The organism is Nocardia sp. NPDC050717, from assembly GCF_040654275.1.
GTDB lineage: Bacteria > Actinomycetota > Actinomycetes > Mycobacteriales > Mycobacteriaceae > Nocardia.
The window spans coordinates 256354-276500 of sequence record NZ_JBFAHR010000004.1 but is presented as its reverse complement, the minus strand read 5'-3'; the positions used below and the strand labels follow the sequence as shown (position 1 = coordinate 276500).

Sequence of the window (20147 nt, the reverse complement as noted above, 5' to 3'; positions counted from 1 at the left end):
TGCGTTCAGTGGCCGGTCAACGAGATCGCGACACAAATGCCAGTTCAGATGCCTATCGTTGCAACAACATTGCGAATGAACGCAATTCTCCCGACAGGGTCGTTGCGATGTATTGTGGCGAAAGCAAAGGAGGTGTTCCGGTGCCGGGAGGCAGGCTGACACACGAGGAGCGCCGCCGAATCGCGCGCTGGCTCGCCGACGGACTCGGCTACGCCGAGATCGGGCGGCGGCTCGGCAGGCCCACCTCGACGATCAGCCGCGAGGTCGCGCGCAACGGGGCGTCCGGCGACTACCTGGCCGAGCGCGCGCAGCGGGCGGCGGGTCAGCGTGCGCGCAGGCGAGTGCCGTCGCCGGCGGCACCGCCGGACGAGGGGCGGCCCACCGCCGTGGAACGCGAGTTCGTCGACCGATTCGCGGCGCTGCTGTCCGCGACGGGGCTGCCGAAGATGATCGCGCGGGTGTTCGTCCGGCTGCTGATCGCCGACGCCGACGGCCTGACCTCCGCCGACCTGGTACGCGAGCTGCGCGTCAGCCCCGCCTCGGTCTCCAAATCCATCGGCTACCTCGAAACGATGGAACTCGTCCGGCGCCAACCGGATTCGGTGGGGCGACGCGAGCGGTACCGCATCGACGACGGGGTATGGCTGCGCGCGTGGCAGGCCGACACCGGCGCACACGGCGAGATCGCGTTCGCCGCCCAGCGGGGCATCGAGATCTTCGGCGCGGACACGACCGCGGGCGCCCGCTTCGCCGAGATGGGCCGGTTCTTCGCCCGGCTCAGCGCGCAGATGCGCGGCAGCGACCTCGCCGACGCCGCCGCCGACCGCGCGCTGACCGTCCTCGCCGCTCTCGCGCACGCCGGTCGTCCGCAAGCGATCGACGCGCTGGCCCTCGCCCTGGCGTGGCCCCGAGACCGCGTCGTCGGCGCGCTCGACCTGCTCGAACGACACCCCACCCTCGGTGACCCACTCGCCCTCCTCGCCACCGGCGCGGAAACATTCACCGTCACCACGCGACCTGACCGCCTGTCCCCGGCGCAACGCGCGGCGCTCGAACGCTGAACCCTCAGCTCGCGACGACCACGGCGCAGGCGGCGAGGAAGACGACCTGCAAGGCCGTGCGTGCGGGGAGGGGCATGGTTTTGATGCCCAGGTTTTGACGGGCGGCGCGGATGTTGGCGGGGAACATGACCAGCAGGAGCGCGAAGAGGCAGGCCGCGGCGAGTGCGGTGGTGGCGGGGATGAGAAGGCCGATGGCGCCGGCGATTTCGAGGACGCCGGTGAGGGTGACCATGGCGGGGGCCGAGGGGAAGCTCGGCGGGACCATGGCGATCAGGGCCGCGCGGCGCGGCTGCTGGAAGTGGGCCGTGGCGGTGAGGGCGAACATCGCGGCCAGGCCGACGGCGAGGGCGTGCGGCCAGGAATCGGGCCAGGTGAGGTCGGTGAGCAGGCCGATCAGGCGGGTCAGGGCGGTGACGGCGATGAGGACGATGAAGGGGGCCATGAGGGTTCCTCGGGACGAGCGCTGACGACAATCTTGACATTGGCAAGATTGACACCGCCGGACGAACTTGTCAATGGCAAGTTTGTGGGTCAGGATCGGGGCATGAGCAAAACCGGGTACCACCACGGGGATCTGCGGGCCGCGCTGCTCGAGTCGGCGGCGGAGCAGATCGCGGCGGAGGGTGTCGAGGCGGTGTCGTTGCGGGCGCTGGCGCGGCGCGCGGGAGTGTCGCACGCGGCGCCCGCGCATCACTTCGGTGACCGGGCGGGTCTGTTCACCGCGCTGGCCATCGAGGGATTCGAGCTGCTGGCAACGGAATTGGCGGGCGCGGGCGACGACATGCGCGAAGTCGCGGTCGCCTACATCCGCTTCGCCCTGGCCAATCCCGGCCGGTTCGACATCATGTACCGCCGCGAACTGCTGCGCGCCGACGATCCCGACCTGCTCGCCGCCAGGGCGCGCTCTGGCGCGGCCCTGCGGTCGGGGATCGCGGAGCTGCGGTCGGGGGAGTCGGCCGAGCGGCAACGCTCGACCCGGCTGGCCGCGTGGTCGCTGGTACACGGCTTCGCCACGCTGTGGCGGGAAGGCGCGCTGGCGGGATCGGAACTCGCCACGTCGACCGATCCCGAAGAACTCGCGCGGGCGATGCTGGCGACGGTGCAGTTCGACTGACCCGCGCCGGTGCGAACGGCCGACGTCCGCTACCGGGGTGCCTGCCCGCTCGGTGGCTGACCACCCGAACCCCGGCCACCACCGGGAGAGGAGAACCGTTGCCGGACTGCATGTTCTGGAACTTCGCGGCCACCCCGACCGTCAGCGACACCGCCATGCCGGCGACGCCGAAGAACCCCAGCGCCTTCCGCCGCGACATCACCCGCAGGTCGTGCCCGAGTCCCAGGTCGTGTTCGTCCATACCCGCGACGGTAGGTCCGGTCACTGCGCCGGAACCGCGAACTCGCTGGGAGGTCGCTGGGAACCCGGTCAGTCGGTGACGTAGCCGTTGAGGCTGTTGCGCAGGTCGGTGAGGACCGCGCGGGCGGCGGTGAGGCCGGTGGTGTGCCAGATGGCGTCGTCGACGGCGAAGACGCGGCGGTCCATGGCGGCGCCGAGCTCCTCGAACTCGTCCGAGCGCAGCACTTTCCTGCCGTGCTCCTCGCCGGCTTCGCCCGCGAACATCACGTAGATGATGTCGCCTTCGGCCTTGTCGGCCAGTTCGCCGGTGGCGATGTCGAAGGAGGTGCCGCGCTGGGCGGTGGGCCGCTGCACGCCGACATCGGACAGGATCTGGGCGGCGAAGGTCTCGGTGCCCTGCGCCTGGGTGGTGTCGGCGGTGAAGCGCAGCACCGAGGCCTGCGACTGGTTCGCGTTGAGCGCGGTGCCGAGATCGCGCGCCTCGGTGAGGTAGCTCTGCAGGGCGGTGTCGGCGGCGCCGTCGCGGCCCATGCCCGCGGCGTAGGCGGCGAAATCGGACTGCCAGCTGCCGCCGGACCCGATCAGCACGGTCGGGGCGATCGCGCTGAGGGCCTCGTAACCGCCCGCGGCGGGGGCGATGTCGCCGAGGATCAGGTCGGGCTTCAGCTCCGCGATGCGCGCGGGATCGGGCTGCCCGACCGGGCCGACGCTGGGCACCTCGAGCACGCCGTAGCCCAGGTACATCGGCTGCGGCCGCGGGCCGTCGAGGGTCACCGCGCCGGCGACGCGCTCCCACAGGCCGACCGCGCAGGCGGCATCGAGCGCCGAGCTGGTGAGCACCACGATGCGCTGCGGATCGGCGGGGACCTGCGAGGTCCCGGCCGCGTGCCGGACGGTGCGGGTGGCGCCCTGGGCCGGATCGGGGGCACTCGGCAGCGGGCAGGCCGTCGCGGTGTCGCGATCGGCGCCGACCACGCCCGCGCCCGCGATATTGGTGGTGGTGCGGATGATCGTGCTGGCGTCGTCGTGCTTGTCCGCGCATCCGGCGCTGACCACGGCGACGCACAGCAGCGCGGCGACGGCGAGGACGCCGCGCGAGCGGGCGCCACGGCCCTGCTCGGCGGTGCGACGGAATCGGGTGCGTTCTCGGGCGCTCACCGGCATGCGCACGAGGGTACTGCGTGGTCCCGCGCGTGACGGTCGCGGGCCGAGGTCATCGGCGACTGGCCCGCCGGAAGCCGATGGCGGCGGGCACGGCGAACAGCACGATGGCCCCGGCCGACCAGATCAGTGTGAGCACGAGCGGCCGGGCGATGGGCCCGTGATCGGCGAGCCCGCGCATGGCGTCGACGGCGACCGACATCGGCTGATTGCGCACCACCGGCTGGATCCAGGTGGGAAAGGCGACCAGCGGCACGAACCCGGTGCTGAAGAACATCATCAGCGAGGTGAGGATCGTGATGCCCTCCACCAGTGAGGCTTTCGCGGTGTACACGGCCACGGCGGTGACGATCGTGGCGAACGCCAGCCCGAACAGCACGGGCACCAGCAGGAACACGAGCGCGGCCAGCGGGCCCTGATGGAAACGGAAGCCGAGCAGGAAACCGACGAGCACCACGGCGATGGTGCCGAGCACGATCCGGCAGCCCTCGGCGATGATGCGCGAGGCCAGTCCGGAGGCGCGGTGCACCGGCAGCACCCAGAACCGGGCCAGCAGTCCCGCGTCGCGTTCGCGGCCGAGCAGCACCCCGCTCGCGACGGCGCCGGAGAGCGCGCCGACGATGGCGACCATCGGCACCGAACCGTAGAGCGCGTCCTCACCGGTGAACTTCTGGATCTGCCCGCCGACGACGATGTCGAGCATGATCAGCAGCAGGCACGGGATGAGCAGTGTCTCGAGCAGGGTGATCGGATTGCGCGCCCAGCGCAGCAGCAGCCGTTGGGTCTGGATCGCGGTGTGCCGGACCAGCGCGCCGGCCGAGGTCTCCGAGGCGGGGTTCGTCGTGGACATCACGCCCTCCTCGCGCTCAGCCGGATGGCCAGTGGGGTGCAGATCAGCAGGATCGCGCCGACCCACAGCAGCGGCGGGCCCATCAGCGACCAGCTCACCGTGCCCGCGTTGCCCGCGGTGTCACCGGCGAGGGCGCGCAGCGCGGTGGCGAACTGCGAGACGGGCTGATTGCGGACGAACCACTGGATCCAGCTGGGGAACTGACTCGCGGGCGCGAGCCCGGTGGAGAGCATGCCGAAGATCAACGGCGGCAGCACCAGCGCCTGCGAGGTGGCCTCCGGACTGCGCGAGACGGTCCCGATGACGTCGGCGCCGAGGGTGAACGCGAGCCCGATGAGCAGCGAGAACGCCAGGAATCCCAGCGTGTGCGCGGCGTCGAGCCGGAACCGGAACCCGATGACGTATCCGGCCACGATCGCCGCCGCCAACGAGATGAGCAGCCGGAAGACATTGGCCGACATGCGCGCCGCCACCGGAACGAGCGGCCGCAACGGCATCGAGCCGAACCGCCGGTTGAGCCCGGCGACGGAATCGGTGGCCGCCCGGAACGCCGCCGAGATGGCGGTGAACGCCGCGGCCTGCAGGATCACCAGCGGCATCATGTACTGGGCGTAGCTGCTGAACCCGTTGCCGGAGAACATCATCACGGTCTTGAGCGGAATGTAGAAGCTGGCGGTGAAGGCGGCGGGCGCCACCACGGAGGCCAGCACCTCGCCGGACTTCACCGACGGGACGATCAGGCGCGTGGTGAGCACCCACCACTGCTGCACGGTGTCGGGAGTGGCGCGCAGGTCGGTGCGCCAGGTGGTGGCGGTCACGAGAACGCCTCCGATGCGGGCTCGGTGGTGGCGAGATGGCCGGTGAGCTGCAGGAAGACGTCGTCGAGGGAGGGGCGGCGCAGGGCGATGTCGACGAGCTCGACGGCCGCGTCGTCGAGCCTGCGCAACGCCTCGGCGAGCGTCTTGGCGCCGTCGGGGGCCGGGATGGTGATGCGATCGGTCTCCGGCCCGAGTGTGGCCAGGTGGTCGGCGGGCAGCAGCGAATCGAGCGCGGCGACGATGGCGGGCAGTTCCTCGAGGTCGAGCGGGACGATCTCGCAGTAGCTGCCGCCCGTGCGGTGCTTGAGTTCGTCGGCGGTGCCCGAGGCGATGACGACGCCGTGGTCGATCACGATGATCTGATCGCTGAGCGCGTCGGCCTCCTCGAGGTACTGGGTGGTGAGCAGGGTGGTGATGCCCTCCTTCTTGAAGCCGCGCACGAGATCCCAGACCCCCTGCCTGCTGCGCGGATCGAGACCGGTGGTCGGTTCGTCGAGGAACACCACGTCGGGCCGCACCACCAGCCCGCAGGCGATGTCGATGCGCCTGCGCATGCCGCCGGAATAGGTGCCGACGCGACGGTCGGCGGCACGGTCCAGGTCGAACTCGCTGATCAGTTCGCCGGCCCTGGCCTTGGCCGCGGGTTTGCGCAGGCCCATCAGCCTGCCGAACATGACGAGGTTCTCGTAGCCGCTGAGCATGTCGTCCAGGGCGGCGTACTGCCCGGTCAGCATGATGGATCTGCGCACCGCGGCGGGATCGGCGACGACATCGTGTCCGGCCACCACCGCCCGGCCGCGGTCGGGGCTGATCAGCGTCGACAAGACGTTGACCATGGTGGTCTTGCCCGCTCCGTTGGGTCCGAGGATCCCGAGCACCTCCCCGGGCGCGGCCTCGAAATCGACGCCGCGCAGGGCATGGACCTCGCCGAACGATTTCTCGATGCCTTCGACGATCACGCCGCCGGAACTCGTTGCGCTCATCGGTCTCCTGCTTCCATGTGGTCGTCGAGCACCGGCGAGATTGCCGACAGTGCTTGCGGAGTGGTCATCTCGTCGTGCGTCACGTCGACGGGTACGTCGACGATCTGGCCGGTCACGTAGGGCCGCCAGCCCTCGGGCCCCATCCATTCGGCGGGGTCGACGGTGGCCGTGAAATACAGGACGTCGCCGTGGTAGACGGGTCGCTGATAGCCGGTGCGGGTGCCCGCGGAGGCGTTGTAGGAGCCGGCCATGCGTTCGATGGTGGCGGCGTCGACGAGTTCGACTCCGCCCATCTTCGCGGTGATGAGCTGGGCGGCTTCGGCGGCGGTGGCCTCGGCGGGGACGTTGTCGATGCCGAAGATCGAGCCGAAGGTGTTGATGAAGGCGCCGGGGGTCAGGCGCTCGATGGTGTCGCCGTCGATGTCGGCGGTGTCGGTGTCGAGCAGGGCGACCACGCCCACCCGCTCGCCCGCGGCCGCCAGTTCGACGGCCATGGCCTGGGCGATCAGGCCGCCGAACGACCAGCCGAGCAGGTGATACGGGCCGTGTGGCTGCACGGCGCGTATCTCGCGGACGTACCGGCGCGCGAACTCCTCGATGGAGCGGGCCGACGGTTCGCGGCCGCTGAGGTCGGGGGCCTGCAGGCCGTAGATCGGGCGGCCCGGACGCAGCCGTTCGGCGAAACCCAGGTAGCTCCACGACATTCCGGAGGAGGAGTGCACGCAGAACAGGGCGGGCCGGTCGCCGCCGAGCCGGATCGGCAGCAGCACGTCCAGGCCGAGCCCGGCGGGTCCCGCGTCGGCGGCGCGCGCGGCCAGCGCGGCGGTCTCCTCGGCCGCGGCCCGCTGTGCGGCGGGAGAGTCGGCGAATCGTGCTGCGGCGGTAAGTGCTTCGACCCAGAGGTCGGCGAGTTCGGTGACGGCCGCGCGGGTCAGGAGGTGTTCCGGGTAGCCGAAGTCGGCTCGCAGGCGGTCGCCGGACACCAGGGCGTTCACATCGATCGCCGACATGGCCGGGACATCGGGGTGTTCGGGCGCGTGCAGGTCGCCGAGGTCGTCGGCGGGGAGCCAGCCGAGACCTTCCAGCCCGGCGGGGATCTCGGCGGAGGTGTGGCGGCCGAGATAGTTGACGACGATCTGTCCCGGCAGGCGGGCGGGGAGTCGCGCCGCGGTGTCCGGGTTCAGGTAGCGGAGCAGGCCGAAGCCGATTCCCTTGTCCGGCACCGCGAGCAGCTGATGCTTGACGGCGCGGATCGCGGTGCCGAGGGCCGGACCGCCGGCGAAGGCGTCGTCGAGGTCGATGTCGTCGAGGTCGAGGCGCACCGGGTACAGCGAGGTGAACCAGCCGATGGTCCGGGACAGGTCGGCGCCGGGCACGATCTCCTCTTGGCGCCCATGGCCTTCCAGCCGCAGCAGCGTCGACCGTTCGTCGATGCAGCGGCGGGCGCGCCACCGCACCAGGGCCAGGGCGAGGGTGGCGTAGAGACCGTCGGTGACGCTGCCGTGGAACAGCCGCGGCAGGGTGGTGAGCAGGGCCTCGGTGACCTCCTCGGTGACCTCGATGTCCACGCGGCGCACCGTGGGGCTCAGGTCGACCGCGGGATCGAGCTCCCGGTCGCCGAGCGGCGGATCGGGGCAGTCGACGACGCGCCGCCAGTAGCCGAGTTCGTCCGCGCGCTCGCGTGCCGCCTCGGTGAGGGCGTACGACCAGCGGCGCATCGAGGTGCCCACGTCGGCGAGAACCGGGGTGGCGCCAGCCGACACCTGCGCCCACGCGCCGATCAGGTCCTGCACGAGGATGCGCCACGAGACGCTGTCGATCGCGAGGTGGTGGGCGACGATGATCAGCCGGCCAGGGCGGGTGCGGGCGCCCGCGTCACCGATCGGGTCGAGCCAGCGGAACTGGAGCACGACGCCGCGCGCGGGGTCGAGCCGGTTCATGGCGGCCTCGAGTTCGGTCTGCGCGTATTCGCGCAGGTCGATGCTGTCGAGCGCGTCGAACTCGGTGCGGTGCACCAGGGCGTCGACATCGACGGAGCCGGGATCGGCGACCCGCAGGTGCCAGCCGTCCGCGTCCCGCCACAGCCGCGAGCGCAGCATGTCGTGGCGGTCGATCACGGCGCCGAGGGTCGCGACCAGACCCTCGCGCTCGATCCCGACGGGCAGTTCCAGCACCGCCGTCTGGGCGAACCGGTCGAAATCGCCGCCGCGCTCGACCATGTACCGGACGATCGGGGTGAGCGGGAGTTCGCCGACGCCGCCGCCGGGCAGCTCGGCCAGTTCGACGGCCGCGCCCGCGGTGTCGACGGCCGCGGCGAGCGCGCCGACGGTGCGGTGCTCGAACACCTGCAGCGGAGTGCAGTGCACGCCACGCAGTTTCGCCTGCGTCACCAGCTGGATGGCGAGGATGCTGTCACCGCCGAGGGCGAAGAAGGAGTCGTCCACGCCGACCCGGTCGCGACCGAGCAGTTCGGCGTAGATCTCGGCGAGGATCTGCTCGGTCGGCGTCCCTGGTGCGCGGTACGGCGTGTCCTCGACGGTGAACACGGGGTCCGGCAACGCTTTTCGGTCGAGCTTGCCGACCGCGTTGATGGGGATCTCGTCGAGGACGACGAAGGCCGCGGGGACCATGTACCCCGGCAGGATGTCGGCGGCTTCGGCGCTGACCCGGGCGATGTCGAGGTCGGTGCCGGGGGAGCGCACCAGGTATGCGGCGAGCGCGGTCGCGCCGGTCGGACCCGGAACACCCAGTGTCACAGCGACTTCGATGCCGTCGAGGCGGCTGAGGACGGCGTCGATCTCGCCGAGTTCGATGCGCTGCCCACGGACCTTCACCTGGAAGTCGGTGCGGCCGAGGTACTCCAGGGTGAGTGCCGCCTCCGGGCTGGGGCCTGGCCGTGAGGCCTGGTCCGGGCGCGCTCGGTGTTCCTGGCGATCGGCCTGGTGCTCGTCGGCCGCGAGGTGACCGTGCCGGGTGACGCGGGTGTTGCCGGTCCAGCGCACGAGATCACCGGTGCGATAGAGGCGTTCGCCGGGAGCGCCGAATGGATCGGCGACGAAGCGCGCGGCGGTCAGGCCCGGCCTGGCGTGGTAGCACCGTGCCATGGCGGAGCCGGCGAGATAGAGCTCACCGGCGACGCCGACCGGTACCGGTCGCAGCCGGTCATCCAGGACGAGGGCAGCGGCGCCGCGGATCGGTGCGCCGATGGTCACCGGTTCGTCCGCCGACAGGGGCGCCGAGCCCGTGGCCCAGATGGTGTATTCGGTCGGGCCGTACAGGTTCACCATGGTCCGCACGGAATCGCCACCGCACCAGCGCGCGACGAGATCAGGGCCGACCGCCTCACCGGCGACCGCCAGGACCCGCAGGCTCGAGACGGTGGCCGGGTCGATGGTGGCCAGCGCCGACGGGGTGATCACCATGTGCGTCACCGACTCCGCCGCGATCAGCTCCGCGAGCGGGCCGCCGCCGAAGACGTCCGGCGGCGAGATCACCGAGGCGGCACCGGCGCCGAAGGCCATCAGGGCTTCGAAGATCGAGGCGTCGAAACTCGGTGAGGCGACCTGGAGGACGCGGGCCCGTTCATCCAGGCGCAGGTCGGCGCGTTGCGCGGCGACCAGGTCGGCCAGCCCGCGGTGGCTGACGGTGACGCCCTTCGGCGTCCCGGTGGAGCCGGAGGTGTAGATCATCCACGCGGGGCTGTCGATGTGGACGGCGGCCGGGAGTTCGGCGGCGGTGAGCGCGGACGCGCTCAGCTCGTCCAGGCGGGCGGTGCACCCGGGGTCGTCGAGGACCAGCCAGCGGGTCGTGTCCGGCAGCTTCGGCCGGTAGGCGGCCAGGGTCAGCCCGACCGGCGCGCCCGAATCGGTGAGCATGTGCGTGATCCGGTCCGCCGGGTGTTTCGGATCGACCGGCAGGAACGCGGCACCGGCCTTGGCAGCGGCCCAGATGCCGACGTGGAGTTCGGCGCAGCGGGGCAGGCCCAGTGCCACCACGGTTTCGGTGCGCGCACCGGCTTCGATGAGCAGCCTGGCCAGCTGGTTCGAGCGTGCGTCGAGCTCTTGGTACGTGGTTGTCCTGGATTCGCGCCGGTCGACGAAACCGGGAGAGTACGAGGCGGTTTCGCTGTGCAAGCGCGCTGGATCACCGGCTGTGGTGAAGGCGCCGGGCTCAGCGGTGGCCTGTGCCGCGCCGTAAGCGTCGGCGGTGCCGTTCTGGTCTGGTGCTGTGGCGCCGATCGCGGTGGTGGCGTTGTGGTCTGGTGCGGTGGTCGCCGGGGCATGACTGCCGGGGACGGGGGCGCGATCGTCCGGGATCTGGATGACCAGGGCGGGGCGGTTCGGGTGGGTGGCGGCGGTGCCGGTGAGCAGGTCGGCCAGGGTGGTCGTGCCGGTGGTGGACGGGCCGCGGACCGGGACCAGTTCGGCGCGTTCGGATTCCGCGAGGATGTCGATGTCGGCGATGCGGAGGTCGGGGTCGGCGAGGACCGCCGTGAGCACTTGGCGCCATCTGGCGGCGAACTCGGTGACGGTCGGCGGATCGAAAAGGTCTGTCGCGTAGGTGAGTACGCCCTCGATGCCGACCGGACCGGTCTCGTCGAAGCGTTCGCGCAGATCGAGGGTGAGGTCGAAGGCGGAGGAGCGGCGATCGAAGTCCTCGACCTCGAACCGCAGGCCGGGCAGTTCGAGGACTGGTTCGACGAAATTCTGCAGTGACAGCGACACCTGGAACAGCGGATGGTGTGCCGTCGACCGAGTCGGGTCGAGAACCTGGACGAGGCGCTCGAACGGCACGTCGGAGTGGGCGAAGGCGTCGAGGTCGATGGTGCGGATCCCGGCGAGCAGCTCCCGGAAACCCGTGTCGGGGTCGACCCGGGTGCGCAGCGCCAGGGTGTTGACGAACATGCCGACCAGGTCGTCGAGCGCGGCCTCGCCCCGCCCGGCGACCGGCGTGCCGATGACGATGTCGTCGGTGCCGCCCAGCCGCGCGAGCAGCGCCGCCAGCGCGGCGTGCACCACCATGAAGACGCTGACATTGTTCGCCGCCGCGACCTCGACCAGGGCACGGTGCGTCGGTTCGTCGATGGTGAAACCGACATCGTCACTGCGCATCGACTGCACCGCGGGACGCGGACGATCACTCGGCAGTTCCAGGGCATCCGGCGCACCCGCGAGAGCCTCGCCCCAGTACCGGATCTGCTGTGCGGCCATCGATTCCGGATCGGCCTCGCTGCCGAGCAGCTCGCGATGCCACAGGGCGAAATCGGCGTACTGCACACCCAGCGGCACCCGATCCGGCTCGTCTCCCGCCACCCGCGCCGCATACGCGGCGACCAGATCGCCGGCCAGCGGTGCCATCGACGCGCCGTCGGCACTGATGTGGTGCACCACCAGGACGATGACGTGGACGGGTGGGTGTTCCGCCGCGCCTGAGCCCGCGCCCGCGCTGAAATCCGCACCCTCGCTGGAGCTGGAGTTCGCGGCTGCGCTGGAGCGGAGGTCCGCGCGCGAGTTGACGTTGGAGTCTGTGGTCGCTCCGGAGGTGGAGTTCGCGCCGGTGTCTGCGCCCACGCTGAAGCTGGAGTTGGCGCCCGCGCTGGGGCCAGAGTTCGCGCCCGCGTCGGTGTCCCCATTCGCGCGGGAGTCTGCGCCCGAGGGGGAGCCAGCGAGCGCATCTGCGCGCAGGTCGGTCCGGTCCGGTGCCGGTGTGTCGATGCGGAACAGGGCAACTCGGAGTGGTGGTTCTCTGGTCAGGTCGAAGCCGGTTCCTGCCAGGTCGTTGATTCGAGCGCGCAGGGGTGCGCCGTCTTCGGTGGTGAGGACCGGCATGGGGGGAACGGCGGTGTCGACGTCGACGACGACCTGGCGCGGGCCCTCGGCGTCGGCGGGGTAGCGGGTGCGCAGTGTTTCCTGGCGCTCGACCACGTCGGCGAGAGCCCGGCGCATGGCGTCGACGTCCAGGTCGCCGGTGAGGCGCAGGGCGATGGCGATGTTGTAGGCCGAAGAGCTGGGGTCGAGCTGGTTGAGGACCCACATGCGCTGCTGGGCGGGGGAGAGCGGGACGCGGTCGGGGCGGATGCGCGCGGCCAGGGCGGGGCGGCCGGGTCCGCCGACGGCGGCGGGCACGACCCGCGCGGACAGGTGCGCGACCGTCGGGGCGTCGAACAGGTCGCGCAGGGCGATGGTGGCGCCGAGGGCGGAATTGACGCGGGCGACGACCTTGGTGGCACTGAGCGAGTTGCCGCCGAGTTCGAAGAAGGACTGGTCGACGCTGACCCGTTCGGCGCCGAGCACTTCGGCGAACACCCGGGCGACAGCCTCCTCGGTGGGCGTGCGCGGCGCGAGGTAGGGGCGGTCGGTGATCGAGAAGTCCGGTACCGGAAGGGCTTTGCGGTCCAGCTTGCCGACCGGGGTGAGCGGGATCTCGTCGAGGACAACGACGTGAGCGGGCACCATATAGCCGGGCAGCTCGGCGGCCACCGCGGCGCGTACCCGTTCGGTGTCGAGGTCGGCCCCCGGCACCGGCAGCACATAGGACACCAGCACCGTGGCGCCCGCCGGGCCCGCGCGGCCGATGGTGACCGCGTAGTCGATCTCGTCGTCGCGGGTGAGCACGGCGTCGATCTCGCCGAGTTCGATGCGCAGACCACGGATCTTGACCTGGAAGTCGCTGCGGCCCAGGTACTCCAGCGCCGGCTCTCCGTCGTCCTCGACCCAGCGCACCATGTCACCGGTGCGGTACATGCGTTCCCCGGCGGCGCCGAAGGGGTTGGCGACGAAGCGGCTCGCGGTCATCTCGAAACGGTTGAAATAGCCACGGGCCAAGGCGGGCCCGGCCAGATACAGCTCGCCCTGGATGCCGACGGGGACCGGCCGCAGCCAGCCGTCGAGCACGACCACCGCCGCACCCCGGATCGGCCCGCCGATGGTGACCGGCTCACCCGCGACGAGTTCGGCCGGACCGGTGGCCCAGATGCTGAATTCGGTGGGGCCGTACAGGTTCAGCATCCGCCGGCCGGGTGCCCACTTCTCGATGAGCTCGGGGGTGGCGGCCTCCCCGGCGACCGAGAGCACGCGCAGCGCGTCGAGCCCGGCGGGCTCCATGGTGGCCAGCGCCGACGGCGTGATGACCGCGTGGGTGACCCGTTCGGTGCGCAGCAGCCGGGCGAGTTCGTCGCCGCCGTACACCTCCGGCGGCGACACCACGAGCCGGCCACCCGCCGCGTGCGCGGTGAGCATCTCGAACACCGAGGCGTCGAAGCTGGGGGAGGCGACCTGCAGGGCACTCGCCGACGGGTCCAGCGCCATGGTTTCCCGTTGGGCGGCGGTGAGATTGGCGACGCCGCGATGACTGAGCAGCACCGCTTTGGGTTTGCCGGTGGAGCCCGAGGTGTAGATCAGGTAGGCGGTGTGGTCGAGGTCGATGGCGCCGCCGCGCTCCGCGTCGGTGATGGGCGCGTCGGAGACCAGCATGGCGCGGCGCAGGGTGTTCAGGTCGTCGAGCAGCAGCCAGTCGATGGTGCCGGGCAGGGTCTCGCCGATCGCGGTGACGGTGACGCCGATCGGCGCCTTGGAATCGGCGAGCATGTGCTCGATCCGCTCGACCGGATAGCTCGGGTCCAGCGGCATGAACGCGGCGCCGGTCTTGACCAGCGCCCACACCGCGACCACCGATTCCAGCGAGCGGGTGAGCGCGAGCACCACGAACACCTCGGGCCCGATCCCGCGCCGCAGCAGCACCCGCGCGAAACGGTTCGACCAGGCGTCGAGTTCGCTGTAGCGCATGGACAGTTCACCCGCGGTGACCGCGACGGCGTCCGGGTCGATGGCCGCGCCCGCCGCCAGGATGTCGGGCAGGGTCCGCATCGGCAGGGCGCTCGGGCCGCGCACCGGCGCCAGGAGGGCGCGTTCGGTGTCGTCGCAGGGCTGCAGCTGCGAGACCAGGGCGTGCGGGTGGTCGGCGAGCTGCCCGAGCAGCCGGACGAACCGGTCGAGCAGTGACTGCGCGGCGGTGGGGGCGAGCTGGTCGGCCAGGAATTTCACGGTGATGCGCAGCGCGTCGCCGGTGTCGCCGCGCAGCGGAATCACCATGAGGTTCAGCGGATACGGCGTCGCGTCGGTGCCCTCCACGTCGAGCACCCGCATCCCGGCGATGTCGAGCGCCTGGGACAGCGCCTCGCGATCGATCGGATAGGACTCGAAAACGGTGAGGGTGTCGAACAATTCGGCCAGCCCCACCGCGCGGTGGATGGCCGCGAGGCCGACGTGCTGGTGATCCATGAGCCGGGCCTGTTCGGCTTGGACGCGGGCCAGCAGATCGCTCACCTTCTCCGCCGGGTCCAGCGTCACCCGCACCGGGACGGTGTTGATGAACAGCCCGACCATCTCCTCGACGCCGGGCAACTCCGGCGGCCGCCCCGACACCGTGCTGCCGAACACCACATCGGTGCGGCCGGTGAGCATGGCCAGCAGCATCGACCACGCCGCCTGGACCAGGGTGTTCACCGTCGCGCCCGCCTCGCGGGCGGCGGCCTCGAGCACCCGGACGGTGTCGGCGGTCAGTTCGTGCGAGAGCATGCCGGTCTCGGTGGACTCGATCCCGGCCAGCGTGGGCACCGCGCGGGTAGGGGTGTCGATCCCGGCCAGGGCCTGCTGCCACGCCGCGAGGGAGGCGTCGGCGTCCTGGTCGGCGAGCCAGGCCAGGAACTCACGATAGGAACGCGCGGGCGGCAGCGCCGAGGCATCGCCGTCGGTGACATAGAGCGCGAGCAGTTCGCGCACGAGCAGTGGTGTCGACCATCCGTCCAGCACCAGGTGGTGATTGGTCATGATGAGCCGGAACTCGCCCGGTGCCGTGGTGACGAGGGTGAAGCGGACCAGCGGCGGTCTGGTCAGGTCGAAGCGGGTGCGCGCGTCGAGGGCGATCACCCGGTCGAGCTCGCGCGTGCGCTCCTCGGCATCGGCGAGATCGGTGAGATCGATCGTGTCCCAGCGGATCTCGGCGTGTGAGAGGACGAGCTGACGCGGCCCGTCGTCGGTTTCCACGAACGCCACCCGCAGGTTCTCGTGGCGGTCGAGCAAGCCCTGGGCCGCGCGGCGCAGGCGGGCGGCGTCGACCGTGCCCGCAAGGGTGAGCAGGGACTGGACCGTGTAGCCGTCGGCGGTGTCGGAGTCGTAGAGGGCGTGGAAGAGCAGGCCGTACTGCAACGGGGACAGCGGCCAGACATCCGCGAGGCGCGGGTAGGCGTTCTCCCACCGCTCGATCTGTGCCTGGTCGAGCGTGACGAGGGGGAAGTCCGACGGGGTGCGGCCGCCCGCGCCCGCGTCGGCCGCGTGGGTGACCAGCGCGTCGAGCGCCACGGACCAGAGCTCGGCCAGCTCCCGCACGGCGGTGTCGTCGAGCAGTCTGCTCGCGTAGGCCCAGGTGACTTCGAGGCCCGCGTCGGTGTGGACGGCGTTGATGTCGACGACCGCGGCGAGGGGCGCGTCGTCGTCGTTGGTCGCGGCGAAGCGGCGCGGGATCCACGGATCGGTGCCGCCGGTGACCGCGCGGCCCAGATAGTTGAAGCTGAGCTGCGGGGTCGGGGCGTCGGCCAGGGCCCGCGCCGTCTCGTCGTCGAGGTAGCGCAGCAGTCCGTAGCCGACTCCCTTGTCCGGGATCGCGCGCAGCTGTTCCTTGGTCGCCTTGATCGCCGCTCCCGCCGACCGGCCGCCGGCGAACGCGTCGGCGAGGTCGATGCCGGCCAGGTCGACGGCGACGGGGTACACGCTGGTGAACCACCCGACCGTGCGCGCGACATCCGCTCCGGGGAGCAGCGATTCGCTGCGGCCGTGTCCCTCGAGAGTCAGCAGCGCGCCGGTGCGGTCTCGCCATCGGCAGACCGCGAGGGCGAGGGCGGCGAGCAGCACATCGTCGGCGCCGCAATGGAATCGCTCCGGCAGGGTGGTGAGCACCGAATGCGCGAGATCGGCCGGAATCGTCGTGCGGCACTCCGCCATGGTGGCGACGGTGTCGCGCGCCGGATCGAACGCGGCGTGGCCGTACGCGGTGTCCGGGGTGGCCAGAATCCTTTGCCACAGCGGCAATTCCTCGCGGCGTGCGGCCGCTTGCTCGGGTTGACTGTGCGCCCACCGCCGGAACGAGGTGCCGACAGGGTCGAGCGCGCCGCCGTAGGCCGCGGTGGCCAAGTCTGGCAGCAGGATTCGCCACGAGACGCCGTCGGTGACGAGGTGGTGCAGGACCAGCCAGCACAGGGGCGAGTCATCCGGTCGTTCGATCAGGACGTAGCGGGCGACGACACCCGAAGCCGGATCGAGCTGGTCGGCGGCCCGCTGGAGTGCGCGATCGATCGTGTCCTCCGGAGCTCCGGAGGCGGAGTCGACATCGGCCGGGGCCGAGTCGTCGCCCATGGACGCGGCCCTGGCGGTCGCCGGATCGGCATCCGCGTGCGCCTCGTCCGTGGCTCGTGTGTGGACCGCCGCGGCGCCGCTTTGCACGGGGGTGACGACGTCGATCAGCTCGCCGACGTCGATCGAACCGCGTTCCGCGACAGTCCATTCCCAGCGCCCGTCGACCTGCCGCAGCGACGAGCGGAGCAGGTCGTGGTGATCGGTGAGTGTCCGTAGCGCCGCGGCCAGAGCCGCGCGATCGGTGCCGGCGGGCAGGCCGATGAGCACCGCCTGGGCGTAGCGGTGCCAGGTGTCGCCGTGCTCGAGCATGGCGTGCACGATCGGGGTGAGTTCCACGGGACCGACACCGCCGCCGGGCAATTCGTGCACCACGACGGCTTCGGTGGTGGTCGCGACCGCGGCCAGGGCGGCGACGGTCTTGCGCTCGAAGACATCGCGGGCGCTGAAGGCCAGCCCGGCCGCCTTGGCGCGGGAGACCAGCTGGATGGAGACGATGCTGTCGCCGCCGAGCGCGAAGAAGCTCTCGTCGACACCGACCACGTCCAGCCCGAGGACGTCGGCGAACAGCTCGGCCAGGAGTTGTTCGCGTGGGTTCGACGGCGCTCGCAGCTCGACGGCTCTGGCGCTGAAATCCGGGGCGGGCAGCGCCTTGCGGTCGACCTTGCCCAAGGGAGTCAGCGGCACCCGCTCGAGGACCATCACCACCGACGGCACCATGTAGGCCGGAAGCTGCTCACCGACAGCGGCTTTCACCGCCTCGGGATGAACCTCCGCGCCCGGCGCCGCCGTCACGTACGACACCAGCGCCGTCGCGCCCGAGGGTGATTCGACGCCGAGGGTGATCGCGAAGTCGATCTCGGCCAGCCGCTCCAGCGCGGCGTCGATCTCGCCCAGCTCGATCCGGAAGCCGCGCACCTTCACCTGGAAATCGCTGCGTCCCTGGTACGCCAGGGTGACGTGGCCGTCGGCGGCCGTCCACCGGACGAGATCACCCGTCCGGTACATCCGCTCACCGGGCGCGTGCGGATTCGGGACGAACCTGCTCGCCGTCAACCCGCTGCGGCGGTGATACCCGCGCGCCACTCCCGGACCCGCGAGATACAGCTCGCCCAGACTGCCCGGCGCGACCGGACGCAGCCACGGATCGAGCACCAACCCGGTGACACCGCGGACGAGACCGCCGATGGTCATCGGCGCCCCCGGCCGCAGCGGGGCGCTCAGTGTGGTGGTGACCGTCGTCTCGGTCGGCCCGTACCCGTTGAGCAGCACGCGATCCGACCACTTCGACACCAGTTCCGGCGGACACGCGTCACCACCGACCACGATGGTGCGCAACTCGGGCAGCGTCGCCGGATCCAGCGAACCGACCACCGCCGGCGTGACATTGAGATGGGTGACGCGATGCGCGCGCAGCACCTGGGCCATGTCCTCGCCCGCGTACGCCGACGGCGGCACGATCGCCAGCGTGGCGCCGCTCGCGAGCGTCACCAGGATCTCCTCGACCGAGATGTCGAAGCTCGGCGAGACGGCGTGCGCCACCACCGAACTCGGCTCGACACCGAAGCCGGCGCCCGAGCCTGCCGCGAGGTTGGCCAGGCCGCGATGCGATACCAGCACGCCCTTGGGCAGGCCGGTCGAGCCCGAGGTGTAGATGATGTAGGCCACCTGATCCAGGTGGATCGCGCCGCGCCGGTCGGCATCGGTGACCGGCCCGGCATCCTGCTCGGCGATCCGCCGCACGACCGACTCGTCGTCGAGACAGAGCCAGGAGACAGTGTCCGGCAGGGACTTTCGCGCCTCGTCGACCGTCAGCCCGCTGACCACACCGCTGTCGCCGACCATGTGCTCGACCCGGTCGGCGGGATAGGTCGGATCGATCGGCACGAACGGCGCGCCCGTCTTCGCCACCGCGACGGTGGCCAGCACCGACTCCGCGGATCGGGGAATCGACAGTGCCACACCGTGTTCCGGACCCGCACCCGCGGCGATGAGCACCCGGGCGAGCCGGTTGGTGAACTCGTCCAGTGCCCGGTAGGTGAGTGTCTCACCGCTGCCCCAGCGCAGGGCGACCGCGTCCGGGTCGACGGCCGCGCCCGCCGCCAGGATGTCGGGGAGGGTGCGTGGCGCCACGCCCGCCGGGCCACGCGCGGGCACCGAGAGCGCGTGCTCGTCGGTCGAGAGGACGGGGACCGTGGACAGCGGCGCGTCCGGCCCCGCCGCCAGAAAACGGTGCAGGAACAGCAGGAACCGCGCATGGTGGGCGGCCAGCTCGGCCGGGCTGTAGAGATTGCCGTTGCCCTGCAGATCGATGTGGGTGCTCTCGCCGCCGACGCCCGGGTACAGATTGACGAACAGGTCGTCGATGAGCCCCGAGGTGAGGACGTGCAGGCGCCCCACGACCGGGCCCAGCGCGATCCTGGTGTCGACCATCATGAGGTTCACGGCCGGTCCGAACGACGCCGCCTCGTCCATCGACCAGCCGAGATCGCGGACGATGTCCTCCTGCCGGTACCGCTGGCGGCGCAGCGCGCCGGTCAGCTCGCCCTGCACCGCGCGGATCGCGTCGGCCACCGTCGTCGTCGGAGCCAGGGCGACGCGCAGCGGGACGACATTGGCGAGCATGCCGCCGGAGCGGCGCAGCGTGGCCGAGGTCCTGGCCGAGACGGGTAGGCTCAGCACCACCTCCGACGCGCCGGTCATCGCCGCGAGATACGCGCCGAACGCCGCGACCACGGTCGGCGCGACGCCCGAATTCACTTTGGCCGCAACGGTGTCGAGCAGCGACGCGGTGTCCGGGGACAGTGCGCCCGACACCCGCGACGGATGGGCGTCGACGGGTGCGTCCCGGCCTGCCAGGTTCACCGGATCGGCCATCCCGGCCAGGTGCGCGCGCCAGTACTCGCGATCGGCCGCGAACCGCTCGGAGGTCCGGTACGCCAGATCCGCCTCGACGATCTTCGACAGCGGTTCGGCCTTGGCGGGCGGGGGCTCGCGGCCCTCGACGGTGGCGTTGTAGAGCTCCCCGGTCCGCTGGACCAGGGCGAGCGCGCCCATGCCGTCCAGCACGATGTGGTGCATCCGCGCATACCAGAACAAGCGGTCGTCGGAGACCCGCAGCAGCGCGACGCGGACCAGCCGGTCGGTCATCATCTCGAGCGGTGCGGAGTACTCCGCGCGCATCCAGGCGTGGGCGGCCGCTTCGGGGTCCGGTTCGTTCCGGAAGTCCAGTTCGGCGATGTCGTCGTCGAGCGAGAGGTCGACGAGCTGCCGCGGCTCGCCGTCGACGTCGACCAGGCGGACATACCCGGTACCGAACTCGCGCCCGGTGCGCCGCACGGCATCGGTCAGCGCCGCGTGGTCGACCGGGCCGGTCAGCTCGACGTACTGGGCGATGGAGATGGGGGTCTCGCCCGCGATGTGCTGGGCGAACCAGATGCCGCGCTGGGCGGCGGACAGCGGAAGGGTGGCCTCGGTCGTCGTCGCACGCGAGGAAGACTGGGTCATGAGCAGA

The 20147-nt window shown here is 71.3% G+C and carries 8 protein-coding genes and 1 pseudogene; 3 read left to right on the top strand and 6 right to left on the bottom strand.

All coding sequences use genetic code 11. The annotated features are described in order from the left end of the window. Positions 1-107: 107 nt before the first annotated feature. Positions 108-311 (top strand): annotated as a pseudogene (locus tag AB0H56_RS11830) (helix-turn-helix domain-containing protein); the annotation flags it as partial. Positions 312-446: 135 nt separating this feature from the next. After that, positions 447-1061: a helix-turn-helix domain-containing protein gene (locus tag AB0H56_RS11825; protein ID WP_357161260.1), complete on the top strand. Its 615-nt coding sequence runs from the start codon at positions 447-449 to the stop codon at positions 1059-1061. 4 nt (positions 1062-1065) lie between these two features. Here AB0H56_RS11825 and AB0H56_RS11820 read toward each other — a convergent pair whose 3' ends face one another. Further along, on the bottom strand, positions 1066-1503 hold the full coding sequence (locus tag AB0H56_RS11820) for a hypothetical protein (protein WP_357160870.1): 438 nt from the start codon (positions 1501-1503) through the stop codon (positions 1066-1068). A 102-nt stretch (positions 1504-1605) separates the two neighbouring features. Between AB0H56_RS11820 and AB0H56_RS11815 the strand changes: the two genes are divergently transcribed. Then, the gene (locus AB0H56_RS11815; protein ID WP_357160867.1) at positions 1606-2175 is read left to right on the top strand and encodes a TetR/AcrR family transcriptional regulator; all 570 of its coding nucleotides are present in this window, start codon (positions 1606-1608) and stop codon (positions 2173-2175) included. Between the two features lie 309 nt (positions 2176-2484). Here the strand turns inward: AB0H56_RS11815 and AB0H56_RS11810 are convergent, their stop codons facing one another. The 5 genes from AB0H56_RS11810 to AB0H56_RS11790 are packed head-to-tail and all read right to left on the bottom strand — an operon-like array spanning position 2485 to position 20140. After that, entirely contained in the window at positions 2485-3579 is a 1095-nt protein-coding gene (locus tag AB0H56_RS11810; protein WP_357160864.1) for an ABC transporter substrate-binding protein, read from the bottom strand. A 49-nt stretch (positions 3580-3628) separates the two neighbouring features. Continuing rightward, positions 3629-4426, bottom strand: coding sequence for an ABC transporter permease (locus AB0H56_RS11805; protein WP_357160861.1), 798 nt, complete (start codon positions 4424-4426; stop codon positions 3629-3631). After that, positions 4426-5244: an ABC transporter permease gene (locus AB0H56_RS11800; protein WP_280219860.1), complete on the bottom strand. Its 819-nt coding sequence runs from the start codon at positions 5242-5244 to the stop codon at positions 4426-4428. Before AB0H56_RS11800 ends, AB0H56_RS11805 begins: the two co-directional genes overlap by 1 nt. Next, complete coding sequence (locus tag AB0H56_RS11795) at positions 5241-6227, bottom strand: ATP-binding cassette domain-containing protein (protein WP_357160857.1); 987 nt, start codon at positions 6225-6227, stop codon at positions 5241-5243. The genes AB0H56_RS11800 and AB0H56_RS11795 overlap by 4 nt, the downstream gene beginning before the upstream one ends. Next, complete coding sequence (locus AB0H56_RS11790; RefSeq protein ID WP_357160854.1) at positions 6224-20140, bottom strand: amino acid adenylation domain-containing protein; 13917 nt, start codon at positions 20138-20140, stop codon at positions 6224-6226. The genes AB0H56_RS11795 and AB0H56_RS11790 overlap by 4 nt, the downstream gene beginning before the upstream one ends. Positions 20141-20147: the final 7 nt, after the last annotated feature.

Coding starts and splice junctions, on each gene's coding strand:
- AB0H56_RS11825 (WP_357161260.1), top strand. CDS start 447: ATGATCGCGCGGGTGTTCGTCCGGCTGCTGATCGCCGACGCCGACGGC.
- AB0H56_RS11820 (WP_357160870.1), bottom strand. CDS start 1,503: ATGGCCCCCTTCATCGTCCTCATCGCCGTCACCGCCCTGACCCGCCTG.
- AB0H56_RS11815 (WP_357160867.1), top strand. CDS start 1,606: ATGAGCAAAACCGGGTACCACCACGGGGATCTGCGGGCCGCGCTGCTC.
- AB0H56_RS11810 (WP_357160864.1), bottom strand. CDS start 3,579: ATGCCGGTGAGCGCCCGAGAACGCACCCGATTCCGTCGCACCGCCGAG.
- AB0H56_RS11805 (WP_357160861.1), bottom strand. CDS start 4,426: ATGTCCACGACGAACCCCGCCTCGGAGACCTCGGCCGGCGCGCTGGTC.
- AB0H56_RS11795 (WP_357160857.1), bottom strand. CDS start 6,227: ATGAGCGCAACGAGTTCCGGCGGCGTGATCGTCGAAGGCATCGAGAAA.
- AB0H56_RS11790 (WP_357160854.1), bottom strand. CDS start 20,140: ATGACCCAGTCTTCCTCGCGTGCGACGACGACCGAGGCCACCCTTCCG.